Origin of the sequence: Bacillus inaquosorum KCTC 13429 (assembly GCF_000332645.1) — a bacterium.
Taxonomy (GTDB): domain Bacteria; phylum Bacillota; class Bacilli; order Bacillales; family Bacillaceae; genus Bacillus; species Bacillus inaquosorum.
In genome coordinates, this window is record NZ_AMXN01000010.1 from 24,126 (window position 1) to 48,333 (window position 24,208).

The 24,208-nt window shown below is 43.2% G+C and carries 27 protein-coding genes, 1 other RNA gene and 1 riboswitch; of the genes, 8 read left to right on the top strand and 20 right to left on the bottom strand.

The window, feature by feature from the left end; translation table 11 throughout:
- Positions 1–81: 81 nt before the first annotated feature.
- Positions 82–181, bottom strand: a riboswitch (purine riboswitch).
- 141 nt (positions 182–322) lie between these two features.
- The 5 genes from ypwA to kdgR form a co-directional block, all read right to left on the bottom strand.
- A complete protein-coding gene (gene ypwA / locus BSI_RS01785) occupies positions 323–1,828 on the bottom strand; it encodes a carboxypeptidase (RefSeq protein ID WP_004397965.1) in 1,506 nt (501 codons plus the stop codon).
- A gap of 112 nt (positions 1,829–1,940) precedes the next feature.
- Positions 1,941–2,933 carry a 2-keto-3-deoxygluconate transporter gene (gene kdgT / locus BSI_RS01780; RefSeq protein ID WP_004397966.1) on the bottom strand — a complete coding sequence of 331 codons (993 nt, stop codon included), beginning with the start codon at positions 2,931–2,933 and terminating at the stop codon, positions 1,941–1,943.
- Positions 2,934–2,976: 43 nt separating this feature from the next.
- Complete coding sequence (eda, locus tag BSI_RS01775; RefSeq protein WP_004397967.1) at positions 2,977–3,567, bottom strand: bifunctional 4-hydroxy-2-oxoglutarate aldolase/2-dehydro-3-deoxy-phosphogluconate aldolase; 591 nt, start codon at positions 3,565–3,567, stop codon at positions 2,977–2,979.
- Position 3,568: 1 nt separating this feature from the next.
- Positions 3,569–4,543, bottom strand: coding sequence for a 2-dehydro-3-deoxygluconokinase (gene kdgK / locus BSI_RS01770; protein ID WP_004397968.1), 975 nt, complete (start codon positions 4,541–4,543; stop codon positions 3,569–3,571).
- A 37-nt stretch (positions 4,544–4,580) separates the two neighbouring features.
- Positions 4,581–5,600, bottom strand: a complete 1,020-nt coding sequence (gene kdgR / locus BSI_RS01765; protein WP_004397969.1) for a pectin utilization transcriptional regulator KdgR — start codon at positions 5,598–5,600, stop codon at positions 4,581–4,583.
- Between the two features lie 220 nt (positions 5,601–5,820).
- Between kdgR and kduI the strand changes: the two genes are divergently transcribed.
- Both kduI and kduD read left to right on the top strand, forming a co-directional pair.
- The gene (gene kduI, locus BSI_RS01760; protein WP_004397970.1) at positions 5,821–6,648 is read left to right on the top strand and encodes a 5-dehydro-4-deoxy-D-glucuronate isomerase; all 828 of its coding nucleotides are present in this window, start codon (positions 5,821–5,823) and stop codon (positions 6,646–6,648) included.
- Position 6,649: 1 nt separating this feature from the next.
- On the top strand, positions 6,650–7,414 hold the full coding sequence (gene kduD / locus BSI_RS01755) for a 2-dehydro-3-deoxy-D-gluconate 5-dehydrogenase KduD (RefSeq protein WP_004397971.1): 765 nt from the start codon (positions 6,650–6,652) through the stop codon (positions 7,412–7,414).
- A gap of 42 nt (positions 7,415–7,456) precedes the next feature.
- Here kduD and BSI_RS01750 read toward each other — a convergent pair whose 3' ends face one another.
- Both BSI_RS01750 and BSI_RS01745 read right to left on the bottom strand, forming a co-directional pair.
- Complete coding sequence (locus tag BSI_RS01750; RefSeq protein ID WP_004397972.1) at positions 7,457–9,382, bottom strand: ATP-dependent DNA helicase; 1,926 nt, start codon at positions 9,380–9,382, stop codon at positions 7,457–7,459.
- A 103-nt stretch (positions 9,383–9,485) separates the two neighbouring features.
- Complete coding sequence (locus BSI_RS01745; protein WP_004397973.1) at positions 9,486–9,677, bottom strand: hypothetical protein; 192 nt, start codon at positions 9,675–9,677, stop codon at positions 9,486–9,488.
- A gap of 164 nt (positions 9,678–9,841) precedes the next feature.
- On the opposite strand from BSI_RS01745, the gene BSI_RS22375 reads away from it, so the two are divergent.
- A complete protein-coding gene (locus BSI_RS22375; protein ID WP_010327933.1) occupies positions 9,842–9,994 on the top strand; it encodes a YpzG family protein in 153 nt (50 codons plus the stop codon).
- A gap of 52 nt (positions 9,995–10,046) precedes the next feature.
- Here the strand turns inward: BSI_RS22375 and BSI_RS01740 are convergent, their stop codons facing one another.
- The 9 genes from BSI_RS01740 to BSI_RS01715 form a co-directional block, all read right to left on the bottom strand.
- Entirely contained in the window at positions 10,047–11,204 is a 1,158-nt protein-coding gene (locus BSI_RS01740) for a THUMP domain-containing class I SAM-dependent RNA methyltransferase (RefSeq protein ID WP_004397974.1), read from the bottom strand.
- A 100-nt stretch (positions 11,205–11,304) separates the two neighbouring features.
- Positions 11,305–11,685, bottom strand: an RNA gene (gene rnpB / locus BSI_RS22380) — RNase P RNA component class B.
- A gap of 65 nt (positions 11,686–11,750) precedes the next feature.
- Entirely contained in the window at positions 11,751–12,047 is a 297-nt protein-coding gene (gpsB, locus tag BSI_RS01735) for a cell division regulator GpsB (RefSeq protein ID WP_003225629.1), read from the bottom strand.
- A 78-nt stretch (positions 12,048–12,125) separates the two neighbouring features.
- Positions 12,126–12,671 carry an SLOG family protein gene (locus BSI_RS01730; protein WP_032732355.1) on the bottom strand — a complete coding sequence of 182 codons (546 nt, stop codon included), beginning with the start codon at positions 12,669–12,671 and terminating at the stop codon, positions 12,126–12,128.
- An 89-nt stretch (positions 12,672–12,760) separates the two neighbouring features.
- Positions 12,761–12,988, bottom strand: coding sequence for a spore coat protein CotD (gene cotD, locus BSI_RS22385; RefSeq protein WP_080010830.1), 228 nt, complete (start codon positions 12,986–12,988; stop codon positions 12,761–12,763).
- Between the two features lie 83 nt (positions 12,989–13,071).
- Entirely contained in the window at positions 13,072–13,200 is a 129-nt protein-coding gene (locus BSI_RS22860) for a hypothetical protein (RefSeq protein ID WP_003230707.1), read from the bottom strand.
- A 100-nt stretch (positions 13,201–13,300) separates the two neighbouring features.
- The gene (locus BSI_RS01725; protein ID WP_004397997.1) at positions 13,301–14,554 is read right to left on the bottom strand and encodes a ribonuclease H-like domain-containing protein; all 1,254 of its coding nucleotides are present in this window, start codon (positions 14,552–14,554) and stop codon (positions 13,301–13,303) included.
- Positions 14,555–14,569: 15 nt separating this feature from the next.
- The gene (mrfA, locus tag BSI_RS01720) at positions 14,570–16,819 is read right to left on the bottom strand and encodes an ATP-dependent helicase MrfA (RefSeq protein WP_004397999.1); all 2,250 of its coding nucleotides are present in this window, start codon (positions 16,817–16,819) and stop codon (positions 14,570–14,572) included.
- Positions 16,820–16,920: 101 nt separating this feature from the next.
- Positions 16,921–17,427, bottom strand: coding sequence for a PTS sugar transporter subunit IIA (locus tag BSI_RS01715; protein ID WP_029316845.1), 507 nt, complete (start codon positions 17,425–17,427; stop codon positions 16,921–16,923).
- A gap of 137 nt (positions 17,428–17,564) precedes the next feature.
- Between BSI_RS01715 and BSI_RS01710 the strand changes: the two genes are divergently transcribed.
- Positions 17,565–17,984: an Hsp20/alpha crystallin family protein gene (locus tag BSI_RS01710; RefSeq protein ID WP_004398001.1), complete on the top strand. Its 420-nt coding sequence runs from the start codon at positions 17,565–17,567 to the stop codon at positions 17,982–17,984.
- Positions 17,985–18,004: 20 nt separating this feature from the next.
- Here the strand turns inward: BSI_RS01710 and BSI_RS01705 are convergent, their stop codons facing one another.
- Positions 18,005–18,373, bottom strand: coding sequence for a YppG family protein (locus tag BSI_RS01705; protein ID WP_004398002.1), 369 nt, complete (start codon positions 18,371–18,373; stop codon positions 18,005–18,007).
- Between the two features lie 186 nt (positions 18,374–18,559).
- Here BSI_RS01705 and BSI_RS01700 point away from each other — a divergent pair, with 186 nt between their 5' ends.
- On the top strand, positions 18,560–18,748 hold the full coding sequence (locus BSI_RS01700; protein WP_003225611.1) for a YppF family protein: 189 nt from the start codon (positions 18,560–18,562) through the stop codon (positions 18,746–18,748).
- 38 nt (positions 18,749–18,786) lie between these two features.
- On the opposite strand, the gene BSI_RS01695 is transcribed toward BSI_RS01700, so the two are convergent.
- Positions 18,787–19,158, bottom strand: coding sequence for a YppE family protein (locus tag BSI_RS01695; RefSeq protein ID WP_004398003.1), 372 nt, complete (start codon positions 19,156–19,158; stop codon positions 18,787–18,789).
- Between the two features lie 45 nt (positions 19,159–19,203).
- Positions 19,204–19,449 carry a DUF5446 family protein gene (locus BSI_RS01690; RefSeq protein ID WP_004398004.1) on the bottom strand — a complete coding sequence of 82 codons (246 nt, stop codon included), beginning with the start codon at positions 19,447–19,449 and terminating at the stop codon, positions 19,204–19,206.
- A 198-nt stretch (positions 19,450–19,647) separates the two neighbouring features.
- Here BSI_RS01690 and sspM point away from each other — a divergent pair, with 198 nt between their 5' ends.
- A complete protein-coding gene (gene sspM / locus BSI_RS0121700; protein WP_003225606.1) occupies positions 19,648–19,752 on the top strand; it encodes an acid-soluble spore protein SspM in 105 nt (34 codons plus the stop codon).
- 24 nt (positions 19,753–19,776) lie between these two features.
- Here sspM and BSI_RS01685 read toward each other — a convergent pair whose 3' ends face one another.
- Complete coding sequence (locus tag BSI_RS01685) at positions 19,777–20,739, bottom strand: DUF2515 domain-containing protein (RefSeq protein WP_004398006.1); 963 nt, start codon at positions 20,737–20,739, stop codon at positions 19,777–19,779.
- 40 nt (positions 20,740–20,779) lie between these two features.
- Here BSI_RS01685 and recU point away from each other — a divergent pair, with 40 nt between their 5' ends.
- Together recU and BSI_RS01675 are read left to right on the top strand one after the other, a co-directional pair.
- Positions 20,780–21,400 (top strand): Holliday junction resolvase RecU, encoded by a 621-nt coding sequence (gene recU, locus BSI_RS01680; RefSeq protein WP_004398007.1) that lies wholly within the window; start codon positions 20,780–20,782, stop codon positions 21,398–21,400.
- 22 nt (positions 21,401–21,422) lie between these two features.
- A complete protein-coding gene (locus BSI_RS01675) occupies positions 21,423–24,176 on the top strand; it encodes a transglycosylase domain-containing protein (RefSeq protein ID WP_004398008.1) in 2,754 nt (917 codons plus the stop codon).
- The last annotated feature ends 32 nt before the right edge of the window (positions 24,177–24,208 follow it).

Genomic DNA, 24,208 nt, shown 5'->3' on the forward strand with positions numbered 1-24,208 from the left:
ACCTCCGTTATGAGAATAAAAAAAGCATTGCCCGCTCAAAAAAGAGCAAGCAATGCTGATATAATAAAAAACCGTACACGTGCGGTCTCATTGCTCACTCATAGTCGAACATTTACGGTGTCCGGTAGAAACTTGCGTGCCATATCCACGCGATTATATGAGTGTTCCTATGATATTGTAATAAATTATATCAAAATTCTAATCTCTTGCATAGACAAAAAAACAAAATTTCCGAACTTTATTTTTATTTTCTTGATAATCATTCGTCTTTTATGTATTTTGATTCTAAAAAAGCCTGACGGCCGCACCGCCAGGCTTTTGATTACGACAGATAGAGATTTGAATATTTGTTTGACAAATAGTCAATCAAATAACGTACATTCAGCTCTTCTCCTGTTCCATCTTTAATAATGTCTAACGGCTTTTTCCGTTTTCCGTGAATGTGTACCTTTTCCGTCAGCCATTGTTTTATCGGATGAAATTCCCCTCTTTCCAAAAGAGTGTCAAACTCAGGCAGATCCTCGAGCATTTTTTGTTTCAGCTGAGCCGCATACATGTAGCCAAGCGCATAGGATGGGAAGTAGCCGAAATCTCCTCCTGCCCAATGGACGTCCTGTAAAATCCCCTCTGCGTCCGTCTGTGGTGTAATCCCTAAGTAATCCTGGTATTTTTGATTCCAAAGCGACGGCAGTTCTTCTACAGACACTTCATTGCTGAAAATCGCTTTTTCAATTTCATATCGGATGATAATATGAAGAGGATACGTTAATTCATCCGCTTCAACCCTGATGAAGGAAGGTTTTGATTCATTGATTGCACGGACAAAATCATCCAGCGAGATGTCCTTGAACTGTTTAGGTGATGCTTCTTGAATCTTCTTATAGTACGGTGTCCAAAAATGCTTGTTGCGGCCGATAAAATTCTCGTAAAATAATGATTGAGATTCATGGATTCCCATTGATGCACCGTCTGACAAGTTCGTGCCGCTCAGTGCTTCGTCAATATTTTGCTCATATATCGCGTGACCGCACTCATGAATGGTGCCGAAGATCGCCGTACGGAAATCTTTTTCATCATATCTCGTCGTGACCCTAACGTCTCCGCGGTTCATCGTGGTCGCAAACGGATGAACAGTTTCATCAAGCCGTCCGCCATCAAAATCGTAGCCAAGCTCCTGTAAAAAATACAGGCTGAGCTCTTTTTGCTTTCCTTTAGGGAACTCTCTTGTGATAAAGCTTGTATCTGGTTTATTTCCGGAAGCTGTCACCTGTGTAACAAGAGGAATAATTGCTTCCTTGAGCTCGGAAAACAGCTGATCAAGCACCTTTACCGTGACACCCGGCTCAAACAAATCAAGCAATGCATCATAAGGATGCTCTTGATAACCCCAATATGTAATAAAACGTTTATTGAATTCAATCAGCTGCTCTAAATATGGGGAAAACAAGCTGAAATCAGATTTCCCTTTCGCTTCTTCCCACGCGGTTTCTGCCTTTGAACACAGAATCACGTATTCCTTGTATTCAGCCTCAGGGATTTTTTTATTCTCTTCATACTCTTTTTTCGCTAGCTCCACTGCCTTTTTCGTATCTTCAGATAAGTCATCAAATCGTTCATACAGGGCATCAATAAGCTCCTTCATCCGATCTGAAGTTTGGATATTGAATATATCTGTTGAAAGCTGTCCGATACTTTCGGCACGGTCCTCTGAGCCGTTTTTTGGCGCACCTGTTCTGGAGTCCCAGTGCATTAACGCAACTGCTTCGCTGTAATGTGAGATTCTTTTTAAAAGATCAAAAAATTCCTTTTCATATGTATGTATCTCCATATCCATTCCCTCCCTATTTTAGCCGTTCCATTACAGGCTAATGGAAGGGGGTATGAAAGTCAAATTGTTTGTATAAGAGGCTGCCGGTATTTTTGACGGCAGCCTTCTTTGTTCAGTTGATCGTCATTTGATTTTTTGGCGGCGGTGTTTTCCGCTTTTTCTCATTGATTTTTTTATCCACCCACACTGTTGCCAGCGGGGTTAGCAGCGAGGTGACAATAACGCTTGTCGCTATGATTGCCGTTGCTGATTCAGCAACTGGCGCAAACGAAGCATTCGCTTCCGCTAATGCGTATGGCACGGCTACAGCCGCCCCCGCCGTAGAAGAAGCTGCCACTCCCGCGACGCCGTCTCCCCGCGCGACAAAACGATCAAGCAAAAACAAGGAGCCGCCCGATAAAATAACGACAGAAACACCGATAAAAATGCCGAGCAGCCCTGATTGGATCAGCATTCCAAAATTCAAGGTGTTGCCGAGCGAAAAGGCAAAAAACGGGATGATCGCCGGTACAACCTTGCTGAATAAGTCTCTGAGATCATGATCAAGATTTCCAAGTATACAGCCGAGTAAAAACGGGATGACTGTCGCTGCCAGCGTTTCCCACGGGAATGCCGCAAGTCCCGTCACACCAAACGTCACCATGGTCATAAAAGGCCCTGATTCTGTACTGATAAACGCGAAAGCGCCCGCATCCTCTTTTCTTTCCATATGGTTCATAAGCGCCAAATACAGGCCGCCGTTCGTTTCATTCATTACCGCGACAATTGCTAAAACAGAAAGACCTGCAAAAAAGCCGGATTGTATGCCTTCATCAGGTATAAATTGCGCTGCGATCACGCCGAGCAGCGCCGCAAATCCGACCTTCCCCAATAATAATGTGATTCCTTTCCTTGCGATATAGCCTGAAGAACGAAAATCAATCGTCGCTCCTACGCAAAAAATAAAAACACCCAGTATCGGCAGCGTTCCGGTAATCAAAGCACCCGTAAACCCTCCAAAGAACTCCGCTGTTCCAGGCGCAAACGTATTGAGCGCCGCTCCCAGAAACAGCGGAATAATCATCATTCCGCCAGGTACCCGTTCAATTGTCGCTTTGATTTTCATATGTGGATTCTCCCATCCTCCGGTTATGAAAAAACAATACCCCTTACACTTGGAAAACAGCCTGCAAATCTTCTTTTGAACAGTTGCCCAGCTGGCTACCGACACCGACGGCGCCAGCTCCGGCTTTGAGCCAATCCGGCACTTCAGACGGATGTATCCCGCCTGTCGGAATAAAGGTCACCTGCGGGAAAGGGCCCGCTAAATTTTTCATAAACGGGATGCCAAACACACCGCTTGGGAACAGCTTTAATGTAGTAAAACCGCATGTCAGCGCTCCCATAATTTCGCTCGGAGTCAATACGCCAGGGATATAATGTGTCTTTAAAAAAGAAAGATGTTCAGCAAGGTCAGCTGAAAAACCCGGACTGACAATAAACTGCGCGCCAGCCTCAGCAGCTTCTCCCGCTTGCTGCGCAGTGATAACCGTGCCCGCCCCGATTAAAATATCTTCTCTATTACGGAAGGATTCGATAATATCTGATGCCCCTGGCGTCGTATAAGTCACTTCAACTGCACGAACCCCTTTATCAAGTAAACTCTCAATCTGCTGACAGGCCTCCTGTTTATCCTTTGAGCGAATGACTGCAATCAGCCTTGCTTCTTTCAGACGGTTTTCAACGATTTTGGACTCCATATTAATAATCCCCTTTCTTTTGGTAAACCGTTCTTTGAGCAGATAAAAATGCAGCTAATTTCTCCCTCGTCGGCAGTCCGTCCATATCCCCCGGTGCCTGAACTTGCAAAGCACCAATCGCATTTCCTCTTTGCACCGCATCCTTGTATGACAAACCGTCAAGGATGCCGCTGATCACACCGACTGCAAATCCGTCTCCGGCACCGACTGTATCAACCACCCGATCGACCCGGAAGCCTTCTGCAAATCCTTCACTTTCCCTCGTTTTAAAGTAAGCGCCTTCTTTCCCGAGTTTAATAGCGACAAAGCTGACCCCTTTTTTCAGATAATAGTCGGCAATGCCTTCAGGTGTTTTTTCTCCGGTCAATAGCTCCCCCTCTGCGATCCCCGGGAAAAACCAATCTGCAAGACCAGCCAGATCATTAATGGTATGGGCCATCGTTGCTTGATCAGGCCAAAGCGAAGGCCTTAAATTGGGATCTAACGATACCGTTTTCCCAGTATGTTTCATATCCTTCATTACGTGGTAGGTAAAATCTTTCATTTCAGCAGATAAGGCCGGCGGAATGCCTGTCACATGCAAATGGCCTGCGCCTTGAAAATACTCTCTCGGATATTCAGCAGAAGTTAGTGTGCTTGCAGCTGAGTTTTTCCTGTAATAGGTAACTTGCGGATCGCCTTCTTTCACTTTTGACTTCAGCAGAAGACCGGTGGGATTTCCGTCCTGCGATCGGATCACGCGGGACACATCCACCCCCTCTTTTTTAAGCGCCTCTAAAATAAATGTTCCGAGCTGATCATTGCCGACCTTGCTCATCCATCCCATCTGAAATCCGAGTCTGGCCAGGCCGCAAGCAACATTGCTTTCTGCCCCGGCCAGCCCTTTAGAAAAAGTGGATGCTTCATGAAGGCCCCCGTACTCATTTGCGTAAAACATGGCCATCGATTCCCCGAATGTCACCGCATCAAGCTTCATCTTTTCCCAACCTCCTCTTAGTTGAGGGCACCTAGGATTAAAGTGACTTTCTCATGATGACTTCTGCCTCTAATTCAATGGTTTGAGGCGCTCCCTTGTCACCTTCAATCCTTTTTAATACACGTTCCATCGCCGTCCTGCCCATATCATGTGACGGCTGGGCGATCGTTGTAATGCCCGGACCGATCAGTTTGTACCATTCCGTATCGTCGAACCCTGCAATCCCTATATCTTGGGGGATGTGCAGTCCAAGCTCTTCCATACAGCTGATGATTTTCAGCATAATTAAGCCGTTCAAGGCCAGAATCGCTTTTTTTTGCTCTGGCATATCCTTGTAAAAAGAACGAAGCGCCGCCTTAAGCTGCTCCTTGTTTTTCACGTCAATTTCATACATTCTGACAAGCCCGTTCACATTTTGAGCCGAAGCCATTTCTTGATACACAGCTGCTCTTTCTGCACGAGGACTGATAGATGAAATCGGTTCGGTAAACAGCGCGACATCAGTGTACCCTTTGCTGTAAATCTTCTGAAGAATCTCTTTTGTGATCCTTCTGTTGTCAGTCGTTACCGTATCCAGTTTCAGATCTGGAAGTTTCCGGTCAATTAATATCGTTGGAATGTGCTGTTCGGCAAAGGCGTTCAGTAGATCCTTATTTTCTCCGGTTGCGTTTAAGATCAGCCCCTCAACCGAATGGGCTTCAAGTTTTAAGAGCATTTCCCGCTCTTTTTCAGGACTGTTATCTGTGTTGCACACCATAATGCTGTAGCCATATTGATCACAAACCTCTTCGACTCCCCTGAAAGCCGCGACCGAAAAAGGATTTGTAATGTCAGCTACAACAAATCCGATTAATTTGCTTTTTTTTATTTTCAAACCTTGCGCCATTTTACTTGGCCGATAATTCAACTCTGCAATTGCCTTTTTAATATTTTTCACTTTTTCAGGAGAAATCGCATCAATTTTTCCGTTGATATAGCGGGAAACTGTCGATTTCGAAACTCCTGCACATTCAGCTACGTCTTTGATGGTCGTATGGCCTGTTGTTTTCTTTTTCATTCAAGTGCTCCTGTATCTCATATATTTGAAACCGATTTCAAAACCGTTACAACAAAAGAATACCATATTTTTAAAATTTGGAAAGAGTTTTTTTAATAATGTGCTTATTCACAATATTTCCGTTGACTCTTTTCACTATTTATCCTAAAATTTTCTTTGAAACCGTTACCAAAATATTTTCATTCAAGTGAGCCGAAATCCTAACCAAGGGGGAAATATAATGGAAAATCGTTATTCTGTACACCCTGAACAAGTTAAACGCTTTACAACAGAGGAGCTTCGCAGCCATTTCTTAATGGATACTTTATTTACGGAAAATAAACTAACGATGTATTACTCACATGAAGACCGGGTTGTCATCGGAGGAGCAGCTCCGGGGCAAAGTGAACTGAAGCTTGATGCCGGGGATTTCCTTAAAACAGACTTCTTCTTGGAACGGCGTGAAATTGGGATTATTAATGTTGGCCAGCCTGGTGCTGTCAGAGTCGGCGATGATGAGTATGTACTTCAAACAAAGGATTTTCTCTATATTGGAATGGGCAATCAGGATGTAGCGTTTACAAGCCTGAACGGAGAAAAAGCTAAGTTTTACTTTATCTCCGCTTGTGCTCATCAAAGCTATCCGACGCAAAAAGCCGCTCTTTCTGAACTGACACCGGACCGCCTTGGTGATGATGCAGCGTCTAATGTCAGAAGCCTGTACAAAGTCATTCATCAAGATGGCATTAAAAGCTGTCAGCTTATGATGGGAATTACGATGCTTGATCAAAACAACAACTGGAACACCATGCCGGCACACGTCCATGATCGCCGGATGGAGGCTTATCTTTACCTTGATCTTGAGAAGGATTCGAAGGTGTTTCACTTCATGGGCCAGCCGGACGAAACACGCCATCTTGTTGTCGGAAATGAGCAGGCTGTCCTTTCTCCTGCCTGGTCTATTCACTCTGGCGCAGGAACATCAAACTACAGCTTTGTATGGGCAATGGCCGGAGAAAACTACACATTCACGGACATGGATGTCGTTCCGATGGATGGGCTGAAATAAGATGAGTTATCTACATGATGCCTTTTCATTAGAAGGAAAAACAGCGCTGGTAACGGGACCGGGAACGGGAATCGGTCAAGGAATTGCCAAAGCACTTGCCGGGGCTGGCGCTGATATTATCGGCACATCACATAAAAGCAGCCTGTCTGAAACACAGCAGCTTGTCGAACAGGAAGGCCGAACGTTTACGTCTTTTACAATGGATATGAGCAAGCCTGAAGCGATAAAGGATACTGCAGCTGAGCTGTTCGAAAACCGGCAGGTCGACATCCTTGTCAATAATGCCGGCATTATTCACCGGGAAAAAGCGGAACATTTCCCAGAAGAGAACTGGCATCACGTACTGAATGTCAACCTAAACAGCTTGTTTATTCTGACACAGCTGGCAGGCGGACACATGCTGAAAAGAGGTTATGGAAAGATTATTAATATCGCCTCTCTTCTGTCTTTTCAAGGCGGTATCCTTGTTCCCGCATATACAGCGAGCAAACACGCTGTTGCCGGTTTGACTAAATCATTTGCAAATGAGTGGGCAGCGTCCGGCGTTCAGGTGAACGCAATCGCCCCGGGCTATATTTCTACAGCCAATACAAAGCCTATTCAGGACGATGAAAAGCGAAATGAAGACATTTTAAAGAGAATCCCTGCCGGACGGTGGGGCAAAGCGGATGACATCGGCGGGACTGCAGTCTTTTTGGCATCACGTGCTTCAGATTATGTAAATGGACATATTTTAGCAGTAGACGGCGGATGGCTATCCCGCTGACAAATAAAAAAGCTGACGAACACGATCGTCAGCTTTTTTCTATTACATCATATGCGGTTCAACAGGAAGTACCTTTTTGACCTCATCAATGATGCGTTGATTTTCTCCGCCAGCGTAAATGTGAATCGAGCCGCTGTCTTGAGTCGAACGAATCAGACGCCCGATGCCCTGTCGCACGCGTAATAACATATATGGCAGATCAACTTCTTCGAACGGATCTTTTTTCGCCCCGTTGCGTTTCGCTGTAAATACAGGATCATGAGGCGGGAATGGCAATGACCAAATAGTAACATTCTTCAATGCGTCTCCAGGAATATCGAGTCCTTCCCATAAGTGAACCGAACAAAGCACTGTTTCCTCTTCCTCTTGGAATTTCTCCACTAAGCTGCTGATTTCTTCATCACCTTCAAAGAAAATCGGATACGGCAGCTCCCAGGCCGCCGACAGTTGCTTAAACTCCTTTAATTCCTCAAAAGAAGGGAAAAGCACCAGCGTTCTGCCTTTATAACGCTTGATCGTTTCAATCGTTTCAGCTGTTTTTTGTTCAGCGGTCATTTCTGTTTTTGCATATAGATTAACGGTCATTTGCTCGTCATAATCATAAGGAGAATCAACGGTTAACGACAAATAATCATGAATCCCGAGACTGTCGGCAATATAATCAAATGAACCGCCTTCTGATAGCGTAGCAGAAGAGAAGATATAAGGAATTTTCTTAGAAAACACTTTTTCGCCAAGCACTTCTGCCACCGTTCTCGGCATTACAACAAAGGTTGATTCTGCTTCCTTTTTCTCCAGCCAGCTGATCGCATCCTTTTGATATAGAGATAATGAATACGCCATTTGTTCAACATATTCTTCCACAACTGACAGCTCGTATTGATCAATCGTGTACATCTCAGACTCGAACACGAGAGCCTCCCCGATTTTATCGAGCAAACGGCAAAGCTCGTCCGCCGCCTTTTTGACACGCTGGTCATTTTTTATTTCTAGACGGTGTGAACCGGCCACTTCTTTTGATTCTTCAGAAAGAACATAGAAAAATTCGTCGTTCGCAGCAAGCGCATCTTCAATCAGTTCAGCAAACTCTTCTCTGATGTCATTTTGAAGCAAACGTTCTAAAAACAATTCAAGAGTAGACTGCTTCACTCTGTAGGTTAACGCTTTTTGTGCGGCAAACTCTAACAGATGCCCTTCATCAAATACAACCGCACTATGATCAGGCAGCAGCGGCAGCTGGCCCTCTCGTTTGCGTGACTCTTCCGTCCACACATGCTCCATATAAAAATCATGGGAACAAATGATCAAGTCCGTAGACTTTCGGTAATAATCTCTGGAAAGCGTCAAACCGCATCTGTGTCTCATATCACAAGTCAGACAATCCTGAAACGAGTCATAGCTTACTTCAGACCATTGTTCATTCGATAGATTTGCGTACTGCTTACGGTCGCCATACGGATAAAAGCGCTGCATCGCCTGTGATTCATGGACAAATGACGGTAATGACTCATAAAGATCCAGCCATTTATCTTCATCAGAGCGCTGCATTGTTTTTTCAAGCTTCTTCAAGCATAAATATTGCTCATGTGACTTCGAAAGCCTTGTATCTATTTTCAGATCCAAATGTTCCGCCAGCTTCGAAATATCGCCCTCTTTTTTCACAAGCTGTTCGATTAATGTTTCATCAGCACAAGCAATAATGGCTGGTTTGCCGACATATCTTGCATAGCTGATCGCGAAAAGAAGATAAACCAGCGTTTTCCCCGTTCCCACTCCAGCTTCGGCAAACATGACTTTTTTCTCTTTAAACGCCCGCTCCAGCTGAAAAGCCATAAATACTTGCTCATCCCGAAGATCAAACCCTTTTTCGGGAAGGATATCGTAAAACACGTCACCAATCCAATTGTTCAATTCTTCATAAAAATTCTTTGTTTTCGTTAAAGAAAAAGGCAAACGTGATGTTGTCACCTAGTTCCAACCCCCAACTATTCGACATTCAGACCATCAATAATATCATTTCCTGCTGATGAATACAATAAAAAAACTTGGCAATGCCAAGTTTTTTTGCAGCTTACTTTCGATTGATCACATGCGACGATAAAAAAGGATGGTCTGTTGAATAAATATGTTCCACCGCTTTTTCTAAATCATTTTGCGCATGCGACATCACAGACGGAGACGAATCAGCCCCGAGCTCCTTCAGCTCGTTTGCTGTTGCGTCAAGCGCCCTTTGAATAAGATTAAAATGTTCGCTGTTTAGCATGAGATCACCTCTGATGGAAATAATCATCATTGTATGCGAACTTTTCATTTTATATACATGCTTTCCGCATGTTATTACCGAAACATGCACAAACTACATTCGATATTCCGTATACCCGGATTATCCGTCTTATCAACAATATTCTATCAGGGAGTGATGTTGACATGAGTTATAGAAATCGATTAGATCAGCATTCTGAACTGTTTCATCACAATTGGACGCGGCCTAAACGTTCTAAGTCTCAAGTAAACGGTCACACTGAAATGTCCCAAACCAACATTATATTGAGAAGCAACGCGAAAGCTCACCGTTGGTAACGATAGAATATGGCTGAAAGATGAAAGAAGACGCATGCAGAGCGTCTTCTTTTTATGCGTTTTCTGTTTTCTTGCGCTGCGGTCTTACTTTTGACCAGTATTGATAATAATCCGTTTTAATAAATCCGTTAAAGAGCTTTCGTTTCTTCGTCGCTTTTCTGCCGTAAGCTTCCTCAAAATTCTCGTTTGATGTCAGCATATACACAGACCAGGTATCAAGCGGTTCGAACGCCTGTCCCATTTCTTTGTACATCTGCTCAACGGCTTTTTTCTCGCCGAGACGCTCTCCGTATGGCGGGTTACCGACAATTACGCCAAACTCCAGATTTGTCGTAAAGTCCTTGACCTGCATCTGCTTAAATTCGATTAAATCTCCCAAGCCTGCTTCCTCTGCATTCTCTTTTGCGATTTGAACCATGCGGTGGTCTATGTCGCTTGCGAAAATCGTAAGCGGCTGGTCATAGTTGGCCTTTTCTTCGACTTCAAGCCGTGCTTTGTCCCACAGATCTTTACCGATCCATTCCCAATCCTCTGAGACAAAATCGCGGTTAAATCCAGGGGCGATGTTTTGACCGATTAACGCGGCTTCAATCGCGATCGTTCCGGAACCGCAGAAAGGATCGACAAATGGACGGTCCGGGGTCCAATTGGTTAATTGCACTAAAGCGGCAGCAAGTGTTTCTTTAATCGGCGCGCCGCCCTGATCGACACGATATCCTCGTTTGTGGAGGCCTGTCCCCGACGAATCCAGTGTAATAATTGCTTGATCTTTTAATAAAGAAATTTCCACCTTATACTCGGCACCTGTTTCTTCAATCCAGTCATTGGCTTTCCCTGACTGGAGCTTGAGCTTTTCGACAATTGCTTTTTTGACGATCCGCTGACAGTCAGGAACGCTTGCTAGTGTTGATTTCACCGATTTCCCGATGACAGGGAATTTCCCGTTTTCAGGTATAAATGAGCGCCAGTTAATCGCTTTCGTTCTTTCAAATAGTTCATCAAATGTTTTCGCTTTAAAAGAAGCAACCTGAACCTTTATGCGGTCGGCTGTTCTAAGCCAAAGGTTCGCGCGGCAAATGGCAAGCGCATCACCTTCAAAAATAACTTTTCCATTATCAACCTTGCATTCGTATCCTAAATCTCGTACTTCCTTTGCGACAACAGCTTCAATGCCCATCGGCGCCGTTGCAATTAGTGTATACTTCTTCATCGTATCACCCTGTCTTTTAAAACTTTTCTTTTCTCAAGATAAAAGCTCTCCTTATACGGGAGAGCTTGTTTTCATCATTTTAAATGTAAGTGATCTAACGTTCTGTAAGCCATGTTTTGTTCCGTCGTACTGCAAACGGCTATCACCTCGTACTCAGGCGGCAATCATCTATCTACAGAAAGCATTCTGTCCTTCTCTCCGTTGAATTCCGTCAAGAAGGTTCCCCTACCAAAATTTGGGTTTCTCGCTCGAGGGGTTTACCGCGTTCCACTCTCACCATTTCTAGTGAGACTTCGTCACTGTGGCACTTTCAAGGATACTCAGCCATATCCAAAGGACGTAGGCTTTTTTCCTGCCGTCAGCCTTTCAAGGCTGCCCTAGCTTATGACTTCGCTAGGCACGAACACTACGGGCATCTCAGCACCGTGCGAGCATGGACTTTCCTCTACAGATTCAAGATCTGCAGCGATTACCCGAACGTTAAGAACATGAATTATTATATAACAACTGATTGCAATTTACAAGCGCCATTTTTTTCAAGCCCGATCAATCATAAAGCTTGCTGCCAAACACGTGTTTTTCTAAGTTAGACAGCCGTTTTAAAATATCAAAGTTGGTTGTGTTAGATTGCACAGGCTGTTTTTTGCTGGCTTCTTCAAGCTGCTTTTTCAGCTGCAGATTTTCCTGCTGCAGTTCTTCGATTTCTTGATGGAAGGTTTCATAATCCTTAATAATCATATCTAAAAATTTGTCAACGTCTTCTTGCTTGTAGCCTCTAACGCCTGTTTTAAATTCTTTTTCCAAAATTTCTTTCGCAGAAAGCTTTACTTTATCAGCAAGCATCTTTTTCACCTCGTATCGTGAATCATCACCTTATATTTTTTCAGAAATCTGTACGGTTGTCAAATTTCTCTTTCTTTGTTACAAGTAGCTGTCTTCCTCTACCGTCACTCTCAGATCATCCATTGTAATAAAGTAGATGGGATAGCCATCCTGTTCGCGCCTTTTTTCCGCTGTCCCAAGCATATACTTAGGGGAGCCTTCCTTTTCCGGGTCATATAAAAGCAGAAGCCCATCGGACTTATCAATGAAGAACTGATTTTTTTGTTTAAATTGAAGCGGGCTTTCATACGGACGGTGAGTCAGGCTTGCTTCATAGTCTGCCTGAGCCAGAACTGCTTCATACAGTTCCTTATTCGGTTCTTTCCAGTTCTTTTCCTGCTCGTAAAATGGCGTGATGACAGCTACCTTTAAGTCAGGGTATTCTTCCTGCAAATCATATGCAGCTTCGGCCGCCCATAGTTCCGTCCCAAGCTGACCTGAAATTAAAATCCATTCTAATCCTTCATCCAAAAAAGCAATCAGCCGGTTCTTAATGGCTTTTTTTATGTAATACAGCGCCTTGTCATCCTGTTTAAATATCCCGAGTTCAAACGGTTTATAGCCCGTTATTGCCAATACTTTCATCATTTCACCTGCTTTAAAAAATGGGGCTCCCGTTGGGCCCCATTTGATGTGCTGCATTGTTTACACCATCAAGCTGCACGTTTTCCATACTAGTAGTCGCAGCAAGGTTTTCCTGCTTGAAAATGCTGATGCGTAGCCGGATCAACATTTGAGAAAGTGTGTGGAAAGTAGTGAACGTGCTGAAAATGCTGGTGGTTTACGTTTGTTGTATGCTGTGGATGAATGTGCGGCACGATAGTCTTCGAAAACGTATGGTGTTCACAGCAATGAGTAGGATGGACAATTGGCGCCACCATATGCGGTCTGCAGTGATGCATGATAAAATCCCCTTTCCATAAACTTTATTACAATACTAAGCTATGAAAAATTAGGGGTACATGTTCTAATACAAAGACCTATTTTAAAAGTGTGCAATTAAGCTGTCTTTAAAGTTTGAAAACACAAAAGCAATCAAAAATACCACAACAAAGAACAAGTAAAAAACACCCTTATACATACCAACTCTCCCTTTAAAAATAACTAACGTCATTTTACAGGATTCGCCGCTATTCTACAACAAAATCGATGTGAATTCAGCAAAAAAAATTCATGGCGAAACAAGTCGTCTTTTGCGCTTTCCCGGGGAATATTTAAGAGGAATATTTCCTCTTCAGCCGGGTGATTCTCACATGCAGTTTTTCTGTTTCTTTTTCTGATAAGAATGCCACATCGCTAAGTAATTGTTCAGTTATATGCAATGCTTTCCCGAACGCTTTTTCCTTATGCTCAAAATATTTCGCAAGCTCTATCACAGCATCATATCTGCACTTCTGATTTTGGGAGCGGGACAGCTTTTCCCAAAGCGGCACTGCTTCTGCCAACCGGTTTTGTTTCTTGTACAGGTGCGATAAATCGAGCAGCGCTCTGTCCTGATCCTCAAACGGCTTTTCTTTAAGCGTTTCAAGCTGTTTGACCGCCTGATCCGTTTCTTTATGGGCCATAAACCATTTCGCCATTGCATAAGCTTCACTGTGCTCTTTTGGCGCATGTGATTCTGAAAGAATTTTTTTAGACATATGAATGTACAATGAAATAAGCGATAGCACATCCATTTCATTATGATGCAGGACACCTTTTAGAAGATCCGGCTCTTGCGCCTTGATAAAATGAAAGTAAAGCATTGGTGCCAAATAGCCCGGTGTATCTTCTTGTCTGCGGATGCCGAGCTCCTCTTTTTCAACCGTGCCAAGTGATACACGGTCCATTTTGTGTTTCCACAGGCGTCTTGCTCCATGCAGAAGGTCAAAGTGGCCGAACTCCGGGAGCTTCGGAAGTCTGTCGCGGATCAATGTGTGCCTTGTTTTCACCTGCGGCCAATCAAAGGCTTTTCCGTTGTACGTAACAAGTGATGTAATGTCAACCTCGCTTAAAAAGCTTTGATACAAGGCGACATCATTCCCCGGTTTGGGCAAAAGATGCTGTTTGACTGTCACTCGGTCTTCATATACTCTCGCATGACCAAGCAAAAAAATAGTATTTCCGGCTCCGCCTCCAAGACCGGTTGTTTCTGTATCAAAGAAAAAGAGGCTGTTTTTCTTATACCCTTTTGCTGACAACGTATGCGACAGGCTGCTTTGATTCCACAATGTGATCACTTCATCTAGCTGAGAAAAACTGTACAACCCATGGCGGTGAGAAAGCGGATATTCTACTTCCCTGATGAGACAGTATTCATCTTCGAAGAAAAAAGGCTTCATGCCAAAAGCCTCCCACTCTTCTAAAAACGGAATTTCAGCATGGTTTTCAACGCATTTGTTTTCTTGTTTGCCCGCTTCTATTTTATGTTCCCCTTCATCAAGCACCATATGCTTTTTCATTCGCTGGAGTTTCCCTTTTAATGACATATCTGACCTCCCTCCTTACGACATTTGATCCAACAGCTGCAAAATTCTTTCCTTTGCTTTTATCCCGTCTATTTCGGTACCTATACAAGACGGACAGCCGTCATGGCAGGGACATTGTTTAATCAGCTGTTTCGCAGCTTCATTAATATCTGCAAATCGTTTGAAGACTTCCTCCGCCAAACCGATACCGCCCGGATAATGATCATATAAAAATATGGTCGGCAATCCGGTATGGGCTGCTTTGATTTGAGAAACGACATGCACATCGTTTCGGTCACACATGATATACACAGGGACAATATGCTGCAGCACATTCGAAATGCCAAGAAGCAGCTGTTCCAACGTCTTTTCCCCGATGTCTTCGTCTGCTGTTTTGATTTCGAGCCAAGCTGCACTTGTATGCAGTTCTTCTTCCGGCAAATAAATAGGACCAGAGCCAATATTTTCGAAAGTGGTCATTTTTATTTTTTTAAAAATGGTCGGCAGGGCATTGACAGTGACGTCACCATAGTGCAGTGACGTACGGCTGTTTTCTGTCGTTTTATCAACTTCTAATACTTTTAGCTGAACTGCCAGGTTGGCATCCGTATAATATTCAACATCGACTTTCCTGACATAAGCCTTTTTATGGTCCCAATCGAGCTTCTCTACTTGGTATTGGACCCCTTCATGCAAATAAATCGCTTCATCATGCAAAAGCGTCATCGCGCTAAATCGATCCATTTCACCGATAATCCTTACATTTGCAATATCTGACTGATCAACAATGACGACGTTTTCTTGTGATGCGGAGCGCAAACTGATATTTGAAGCAGGGAACGATTCGCTTGCCCAATGATACCGTTCGCCATTGCGGTGAAGAACAGCCTCTTCCTGAAGGTACTCAAGAATGTCACTGACATCCATCGGCCCAAACTCTTCATCAGCTCTAAAAGGAAGCTCATACGCCGCACACTTTAAGTGGTCTACTAAAATAATCAAATTCTCAGGATTGATTCTTGCAGATTCCGGCGAACGGTTAAAGAAGTATTCTGGATGGCGCACAATATATTGGTCAATCGGCGTTGAATTGGCGACCATGATAATCAAAGACTCACCGTGTCTTCTGCCGGCTCGTCCCGCCTGCTGCCATGCACTTGCCACACTTCCAGGATAACCCGTCATCACACACACTTGCAGCTGTCCGATATCAACACCAAGCTCTAAGGCATTCGTACTGACAACTCCTAAAATCTCGCCTTCTCTTAGCCCTCTTTCGATTTCTCTCCGCTCTTTCGGAAGATAGCCTCCCCGATAGCCTCTGATTGACTTTGTCCCGATCTCTTTTTTCACAAGCTCTTGAATATGGCTTAAAATAATTTCCACCCGGACTCTGCTTCTGGCAAAAACAATGGTCTGCACTTTGTTTTTCAGAAACTCTTTCGCCAGTTCATTCACTTCTGCTGTTGCACTCTTTCTGATATTCAGCGGTTTGTTCACAATTGGCGGATTATAAAACACAAAGTGCTTCCGTCCGCTCGGGGCACCGTTGTCATCGACCAGCCGCATCGGTTTGCCCGTCAGCTGCTCCCCCAATTCCTTCGGGTTGGCAATCGTAGCGGAAGTGCAAATAAAAATTGGATCGCTTCCGTAAAACCGGCAGATACGCTTCAGCCGCCGGATCACATTCGCCACATGGCTCCCGAAAACACCGCGATACGTATGAAGCTCATCGATGACGATATACTTAAGGTTTTCAAACAAACTGACCCATTTCGTATGATGCGGAAGAATGGCAGAATGCAGCATATCGGGGTTTGTAATGACAATATGACCTGCTTTTCTCACTTTTTGTCTGATTGCCGGAGACGTATCCCCGTCATATGTAAAGCTTTTAATATCAATGCCCATTTCATCAATGATTTCATTTAGCTCGCTCTTTTGGTCCTGTGCCAGCGCTTTAGTCGGAAATAAATATAGCGCCCGGTTTGTTTCGTCTTGGGCGATGGACTGCAGGACTGGGAGGTTATAGCATAACGTTTTTCCTGATGCGGTTGGCGTTACGGTAACGATGCTCTCTCCTTTTTGCACACATTGAAAAGCGGAATATTGGTGGGTATATAGTTCATCAATGCCCCTATTCGAAAGGGCTGTCTTTATTCTCTCGTCTATACTTTCAGGCATCGGCCTTGTTCTTGCTTCACGAGGCTCAATTTCATGCCAATTCACAACGTTTTCATTTCCTTTTAACTCAGAAATGAGCTCAGTTAGTGATTTCTTTTTCATTCTTTACACCTCTTTGTCAAATACAGTTTACCGAATATTTGTTTGCATGGCTAGGTGCAAATTTTATACAATCAAACAAAAAAGCAAGGCATACGCCCTGCTTATTTCGCTTTTATTGTGAGGAGCTTTGTTTCACCTTTATGCGCAGCTTTTTCGCCTGCCGGCACAATTGATCCTACAGCTTCACCATTCATTATAACGATCGGGATGACTGTACTGCTCGCTTTTTCTTTTATTAATTCCAAATCACACGTAATCAGCGGGTCACCGACCTTCACTTTGTCCCCTTCTTTAATGTGGGCAGTAAACCCTTCTCCGTTCATATTGACCGTTTCCAGCCCGACATGAATTAACAGTTCTATTCCCGAGCGAGTCCGAATGCCAACGGCGTGTTTGGTGTGGAAAATCTGAATCACTTCACCTTCAGCAGGTGAAACGATTTCACCGTTTGAGGGTTCCACCGCTATTCCTTCACCCATCATTTTCTGTGAAAAAACAGGGTCCGGCACATCCGTCAAGTCCATTACCGTACCGTCTGCCGGAGAATAAATAACCTCTTCTGTTACTTTTTCCTGAGTTTTGCCCATTCCGAATAATTTTTTCAGCAATGTGTTTTCTCCCTTCTCATTCACTTCAACCGCTATCCCTTCATTCATCACTATTTAACCACACTTTCAATTTTGCTTCAATTTATAACAACATCTGGCACAGGCGCATAATCTGGTTAAAAAAGGCGGTGGCAGATTTGGAATTCAATGATGACAAAAAGAACGAACTGCAAAAGAAAGAAGAAATCATTACACAGGCAATAGACCATCTTTTTCAATCCTCAGCGTTCGGCAACCTTTTAAACGGATTTCAGAACCTGATCAACTCGAGTTTAAAGGATGTGCAGACGACCATACAGCTCAGAGAAAGAGATACAGGGCTGTATGTCGATATCACGATTCCGTCGACGTTTCGAGACGGCGACATCGTGGTTGATATTAAATCTAGGTATCTTCATGTCACACTTCAAGAAAAACAGCAACAGCAATATGAGGCCACTTTGACAACCATGACGAGAACGGTGCAGCTGCCTTATGAAGTTCGCCAAGAAGATATGGAAACATCTTGGAACGAGCAGACAATGACGCTTTTCTTTCCAAAAAATAAGCATGAATGAGCGATTCATTCATGCTTCTATCATTTGAAAAAGCTAGTAAATCCCTTTATTAAAGATCCGACCTGATTCATTGCACTCATCACTTGACCTGTCGTATCCATCATTTTATTAAAATCAAACTGCCCATTGGCTTTTTTGAATTGCGACATAATACTTTGAAATTGTGAGGGCTGCTGCTGATTTGGCCTTGGGATTGGATAAGGGTTGGTAAATACAGGCGGCTGCATTGGCATAGAATGGATCGGAGCATACGGCTGATAATAATCCTGCTGCCCATAATGCTGCTGCGGCAAGTATTGCCCAGGTGCAGCCTGCTGATAATATCCCTGCATTTGTTGAGGATAATAATAGCCCATTTGCCGAGGATAGCTTTGAGAACTCCAGTTCATTGCGATTCCCCCCAAACTCAACATGTTTCTCTTCTATATATGTATGAATGAAGTCTATTGTTTGTGTCACAGGTCCTGATCCGTGTTTGTCAAATTGTGTCGAAAGTTTAAATTTTTTAAAAACAGAAAAAAGTCGAATCATTGTGGTACCATTTCTTCAATACAGATGAGAGGGGATGCACCATAATGAACGTATCATACTTAAGCAAACGTTTTGCAGAAATGAAGAAATATGAAACAGACTGTATGAATAAACTGATGGACTTTGCCAAGTTCCTCTATATTCAAGGACATCTCAGCACAACTGAGTTTCGTAACAGTATGAAGGTTCTCGAAGCAAATGGAGCAGAAAGCCCGGCATATGAGCTGAATTAACGTCCGGCCCCCTATAACAAACGAAAAGAAGACAGCCTTTACCGGCTGTCTTCTCTTGCAATTTCATCCTTTACTGCGTGCAATGTGTAAAGGACTGACTCAGCGATATCCTTGAATCGTTTTTTATGAATATGATGAACATATGATTGAAGGACCAATTCCTGAAAATTATCCTTTGCGGTCTCGATCTGCTCTCTATGCACATATTTCGGGCGGCGGGCTTTTATCAGTTCAAGCGCCCCTTGCGCCCAGCGAGCTGCCAGAACATCATTCTCTTCAACTGCTGGCTTTATCGTCTCAAAAAAATCATAAGAAAGATCACTGTCTTTTCCTTCCTGATATCGATCAGCGCCTTTTTCAGCAGCTTCAATCATTTGCTCGGTCATTTCCAGTAATGTTTGTGATTGCAACACCCTTCACCTCAATGCATATCGTACCAAATTTTGCTCGCAAATTCAGCCGATGCGGTATACCTTTTCAAATGCATACCTGTGTTCAGGCGAGTGATACAGCTCATTTATACAAATATGAAGGTCCATGATTTCTTCTTCCAGCACACTCAGGCGCTCGTTTTCCGTTTCCCGCATCTCAGCCTCAAATGCGTTTAAAGAATAATTCAGGCTCTGCTCAGCTCGGGTTAATTCGTCTTCTATATCAGAAAGCATACGGAGAATATCTGTCTTGCTTACGTAACCGGACATTCGTGTACCTCCCTTTCCTCGTCTCTCCTGGTTAACATTCTTTGCTCTTCAGGCTCTTTCCTTCCTCATGACAAAACTAGAAGCAAATCGCCAAACAAACACGTATTCCACGAAAAGCTGAAGTTTTCGACAAAAACACCCGCAAAAATTGTATGATCTTCTCCTTTAATGCAAACGATACTTGTGAGGAGGTGCCGTATGAAAACAAGACCGAAAAAAGCCGGCCAGCAAAAAAAGACTGAATCAAAAGCAATCGATTCTTTAGATAAAAAACTAGGCGGCCCGAACCGCCCTTCTACGTAAGAAGCAAGGATATCCCTTGCTTCTTTATTTTTTCAGCCAATGCTGAACCGCAAAAAGCGCATGAAGCTGGCGTTTTTTATGTAAATACCATTCTGTCAATTCAATCTGCTTCGGTAATTCCTCCCGCCTAAAGAACGTTTTCTTTATCTTTCCATGAAACCAATCTGTTTTCTTTCCGTCTAATGAGTGGATTAACTCAGGGTAGCATGTCCTTAGCATAGGAGATGTTCTTTTTGTAATCCCGATCATTTTTTCCATATCAAAACGGGAGCCTGTATGCGGCACTGTGTGCAGAAAGTGATAAAAAGAGGAGAACAATTCCGGACTGAACAGCAATTGAGACAGCTGCTTTCCCAGTCTTATCCTTTCCTCTGTCTTTGAGAAACGTTTCACTGAAATGCCGTAAAGAAACCCGTCTGCAGCTGGAAAAATAACGGTGTTGAAATGAAACCAGTCACTTAAATAAAAAGGAATCGTGTCAAAAACGTTCTTTTTAAACGAAGGATTTTGTATAATAGGTGTTTGGATAGTGTTTTGTTCATTTATAATGAGGGCATACATCAGCCGCTCTGTGTTTCGCTCATGCCAAAAACGGGCCCATTCTTCCGTCATAAATTGTGAGACGCCAAACACATGCAGATGATGAAACAGCGGTTTCCCGATTTTTTTTGACCAGTGATACAAAAGAAGCTGCGGATAGGCATCAGAAAAAATGAGCCAGTTCGCTCTTTCATAGGCTAAAAAGAACCACCTTTGCTGTCTCTCACGGAGTCCGAGCTGAAACAGACTGCCTTTTAAGTCAGTCATTGACCAGCCGGCATTGCGAGAAACGAAAGATGCCAAGAGCGACCATTTGATTTCCGGATGACGGTCATAAAATGATTTATACGCGTTCGTTCTTGAAATGTTATCTGCGTTTTTTGCTTTTGTCTGCCGCTCAATTCGGCTCAAAAGCTTTCTGATGGTCTGTTGTTCTTGCACGTTCATTCACTTCCGTCATGAATAGTTTAATAAGGAGGATGAGAAAGTGATTCGGTATCCTAACGGAAAAACGTTTCAGCCGAAACATTCGGTTTCATCCCAAAACAGTCAGAAAAGGGCCCCGTCTTACAGTAATCGCGGAATGACCCTCGAAGATGACTTAAACGAAACGAATAAGTATTATCTGACAAACCAAATTGCCGTCATACACAAAAAGCCGACACCTGTTCAAATTGTAAATGTCCATTATCCAAAAAGAAGCGCCGCAGTGATTAAAGAAGCTTACTTTAAACAATCATCGACAACAGATTATAACGGGATTTACAAAGGGCGATATATTGATTTTGAGGCGAAAGAAACGAAAAACAAGACCTCTTTCCCCCTGCAGAATTTCCATGACCATCAAATCGAGCATATGAAGCAGGTAAAGGCTCAAGACGGTATTTGTTTTGTTATTATATCCGCTTTCGACCAGGTTTATTTCTTGGAAGCCGATAAGCTGTTTTATTTCTGGGACAGAAAAGAAAAAAACGGCAGAAAATCAATTCGTAAAGATGAGTTAGAGGAAGCGGCGTATCCGATTTCTCTTGGATACGCACCTAGAATTGATTATATTAGTATTATTGAACAGCTTTATTTTTCGCCTTCATCTAGTGCGAAAGGTTGATTAACGAAAGGTTGAGATGTTTATGTCAGATCAATTTAACAGCCGTGAAGCTCGACGAAAAGCGAACAGCAAATCGAGTCCTTCACCGAAAAAAGGCAAGAAACGAAAAAAAGGCGGATTGTTTAAAAAGACTCTTTTCACTTTACTCATTCTGTTTGTTTTAGGCATAGTCGGCGGTGCCGTTACATTTGCCGTCATGGTTTCAGATGCGCCTTCACTAGACGAAAGCAAATTGAAGACGCCTTATTCATCAACAATATACGATAAAAATGGAAAAGAAATCGCTGAAGTCGGTGCCGAAAAACGGACCTACGTCTCGATAGATGAAATTCCCGATGTTGTAAAAGAAGCCTTTATCGCGACAGAGGACGCGCGTTTTTATGAGCACCACGGGATTGATCCTGTCCGTATCGGAGGCGCCTTAGTTGCCAACTTTAAAGACGGCTTCGGAGCTGAAGGCGGAAGTACGATCACCCAGCAGGTCGTCAAGAACTCCCTTCTTTCTCATCAGAAGACACTGAAACGGAAGGTGCAGGAAGTATGGCTTTCAATTCAGCTGGAGCGCAATTACTCTAAAGATGAAATTTTAGAAATGTATTTAAACCGGATTTATTTTTCTCCTAGAGCATACGGAATCGGAAAAGCGGCGGAAGAATTTTTCGGCGTCACAGATTTAAGCAAATTGACTGTAGAACAAGCTGCGACACTTGCGGGTATGCCGCAAAGCCCGACAGCGTACAATCCCGTTAAAAACCCGGATAAAGCGGAAAAAAGACGGAACATCGTACTCAGTCTGATGAAAAAGCAAGGATTTATTTCTGATTCTCAATATAACAAAGCGAAAAATGTAGCAATGAAAGACGAAGGCGTTGTGTCACAGAAGGAATATGAAAAAGCAAGTTCAAACAAATACAGCGCGTTTGTTGAAGAAGTCATGAAAGAAATTGATGAAAAATCTGATGTCGATCCATCCGCTGACGGATTAAAGATTTATACGACATTAGATACAAAAGCACAAGACAAACTAGATGAATTAATGGATGGAGACACTGCCGGATTTACTGAAGGCATGCAGGGCGGCGTGACGCTTCTCGATACAAAAACCGGTGAAGTCCGTGCGATTGGTGCCGGAAGAGATTCTACGGTTGGCGGCTTCAACTATGCTACTCAAGGAAAAACTCAGCCTGGTTCTACTATTAAACCAATTTTAGACTATGGGCCAGTTATTGAAAACAAAAAATGGTCTACTTACGAGCAAATAGACGACTCGGCTTACACGTATTCAGATGGAACACCTATCCGTGACTTTGACCGCTCGTATAAAGGACTCATGTCTATGCGTGAAGCACTTGCCCAATCTCGTAACATTCCGGCTTTAAAAGCATTCCAAGCAGTTGGAAAAGATGCGGCAGTTGATTTTGCTAATGGATTGGGGCTCGGATTAAATAAAGAAAAAGTGTATGAATCGTATTCTATCGGAGGATTCGGCGACGACAACCCAGGTGTCTCTTCGCTGACTATGGCAGGAGCATACAGTGCATTCGGAAATAACGGAACTTATAATGAACCGCATTTTGTGAAGTCAATTGAATTCAACGATGGAACAAAGCTTGATTTAACACCTAAGTCAAAGTCAGCGATGAGTGACTATACAGCCTTTATGATTACAGATATGCTGAAAACAGCTGTTAAGACCGGTACTGGACAGCTTGCTCAAGTCCCGGGAGTGGAAGTCGCAGGTAAAACAGGTACAACAAACTTTGATGAAGCGACTATACAAAAATACAATATCGCATCAGGCGGTGTACCAGATTCATGGTTTGTAGGATATACACCTCAATATACAGCTGCTGTATGGACAGGTGTAGATTCTCAAAATAAGATAGGAAAAAAATCTTTAAATCATACAGAACAGCAAGTTGCAAAACGTCTATTCGCCCAACTCATCGCCGATGTCGATGACGGAAGCGGATCATTCGAGAAGCCTGACAGCGTAGTGGAAGCCACTGTAGAAAAAGGCTCTAACCCTGCAAAACTGGCAGGACCTAATACGCCAAGCGATAAAAAGCTCACAGAGTACTTTGTAAAAGGCACAGCTCCTTCTACTGTTTCTAAAACATATGAGAAAGAAGAAAAAGAAGAAACAGAAAAACTGTCTGGTTTAAGTGTGAAATATGATAAAGACAATCAATCATTGACATTAAGCTGGAATTACGACGGAGATGCGACCTTTGCTGTTAAGCAATCTGTTGATGGCGGCAGCTACTCAGAAATTCAAAACAGCTCTGCAAAAGAGGCAGTCATTTCAGGCGTGCAGCCAGGATCTGTATACAAATTCGAAGTGACAGCCGTCAGTGATGATGGCAAAAGTACAGCTTCCACATCCTATGAAGTGCCGAAAGCTGAAGACGACGAAGATAAAGAAGATCAGCAACAAACGGATGATGAAAATCAAGATGATGAGAAGACTCAGGATGACACACAAACTGACGATTCTCAAACAGATGACAGCCAGACGGATCAAGATCAGACAGATGATTCAACAAACGATCAAGACAAAAAACAAGACAACACGAACACCAATCCGTCCGACAACAGTAACCAAGACCAATCTAACGATAACAGCAACAACAATAGCAACAATCAGGATACGTCGGATGATAATTCGAACCCAGATACAAATGATTCATCAGGTTCTGATCCAAATAAAAACAAAACAGACACTACCGACAAAACACAAACGAACTCATCATCAACAACTGAAAAAACAAATTAAACAAAAAGCCATCACCTTTAGGTGATGGCTTT

What these genes read in the sequence shown, in the direction of transcription:
- gpsB (WP_003225629.1), bottom strand. Translation starts at nt 12,047, where the DNA reads ATGCTTGCTGATAAAGTAAAGCTTTCTGCGAAAGAAATTTTGGAAAAA.
- cotD (WP_080010830.1), bottom strand. Translation starts at nt 12,988, where the DNA reads ATGCATCACTGCAGACCGCATATGGTGGCGCCAATTGTCCATCCTACT.
- kdgT (WP_004397966.1), bottom strand. Translation starts at nt 2,933, where the DNA reads ATGAAAATCAAAGCGACAATTGAACGGGTACCTGGCGGAATGATGATT.
- kduD (WP_004397971.1), top strand. Translation starts at nt 6,650, where the DNA reads ATGAGTTATCTACATGATGCCTTTTCATTAGAAGGAAAAACAGCGCTG.
- BSI_RS01685 (WP_004398006.1), bottom strand. Translation starts at nt 20,739, where the DNA reads ATGAACGTGCAAGAACAACAGACCATCAGAAAGCTTTTGAGCCGAATT.
- sspM (WP_003225606.1), top strand. Translation starts at nt 19,648, where the DNA reads ATGAAAACAAGACCGAAAAAAGCCGGCCAGCAAAAAAAGACTGAATCA.
- kdgK (WP_004397968.1), bottom strand. Translation starts at nt 4,543, where the DNA reads ATGAAGCTTGATGCGGTGACATTCGGGGAATCGATGGCCATGTTTTAC.
- BSI_RS01730 (WP_032732355.1), bottom strand. Translation starts at nt 12,671, where the DNA reads ATGAAAGTATTGGCAATAACGGGCTATAAACCGTTTGAACTCGGGATA.
- BSI_RS01745 (WP_004397973.1), bottom strand. Translation starts at nt 9,677, where the DNA reads ATGCTAAACAGCGAACATTTTAATCTTATTCAAAGGGCGCTTGACGCA.
- ypwA (WP_004397965.1), bottom strand. Translation starts at nt 1,828, where the DNA reads ATGGAGATACATACATATGAAAAGGAATTTTTTGATCTTTTAAAAAGA.
- kdgR (WP_004397969.1), bottom strand. Translation starts at nt 5,600, where the DNA reads ATGAAAAAGAAAACAACAGGCCATACGACCATCAAAGACGTAGCTGAA.
- BSI_RS22375 (WP_010327933.1), top strand. Translation starts at nt 9,842, where the DNA reads ATGAGTTATAGAAATCGATTAGATCAGCATTCTGAACTGTTTCATCAC.
- kduI (WP_004397970.1), top strand. Translation starts at nt 5,821, where the DNA reads ATGGAAAATCGTTATTCTGTACACCCTGAACAAGTTAAACGCTTTACA.
- BSI_RS01740 (WP_004397974.1), bottom strand. Translation starts at nt 11,204, where the DNA reads ATGAAGAAGTATACACTAATTGCAACGGCGCCGATGGGCATTGAAGCT.
- BSI_RS01675 (WP_004398008.1), top strand. Translation starts at nt 21,423, where the DNA reads ATGTCAGATCAATTTAACAGCCGTGAAGCTCGACGAAAAGCGAACAGC.
- BSI_RS22860 (WP_003230707.1), bottom strand. Translation starts at nt 13,200, where the DNA reads ATGACGTTAGTTATTTTTAAAGGGAGAGTTGGTATGTATAAGGGTGTT.
- BSI_RS01700 (WP_003225611.1), top strand. Translation starts at nt 18,560, where the DNA reads ATGAACGTATCATACTTAAGCAAACGTTTTGCAGAAATGAAGAAATAT.
- eda (WP_004397967.1), bottom strand. Translation starts at nt 3,567, where the DNA reads ATGGAGTCCAAAATCGTTGAAAACCGTCTGAAAGAAGCAAGGCTGATT.
- mrfA (WP_004397999.1), bottom strand. Translation starts at nt 16,819, where the DNA reads ATGAAAAAGAAATCACTAACTGAGCTCATTTCTGAGTTAAAAGGAAAT.
- BSI_RS01725 (WP_004397997.1), bottom strand. Translation starts at nt 14,554, where the DNA reads ATGTCATTAAAAGGGAAACTCCAGCGAATGAAAAAGCATATGGTGCTT.
- BSI_RS01690 (WP_004398004.1), bottom strand. Translation starts at nt 19,449, where the DNA reads ATGTCCGGTTACGTAAGCAAGACAGATATTCTCCGTATGCTTTCTGAT.
- BSI_RS01705 (WP_004398002.1), bottom strand. Translation starts at nt 18,373, where the DNA reads ATGAACTGGAGTTCTCAAAGCTATCCTCGGCAAATGGGCTATTATTAT.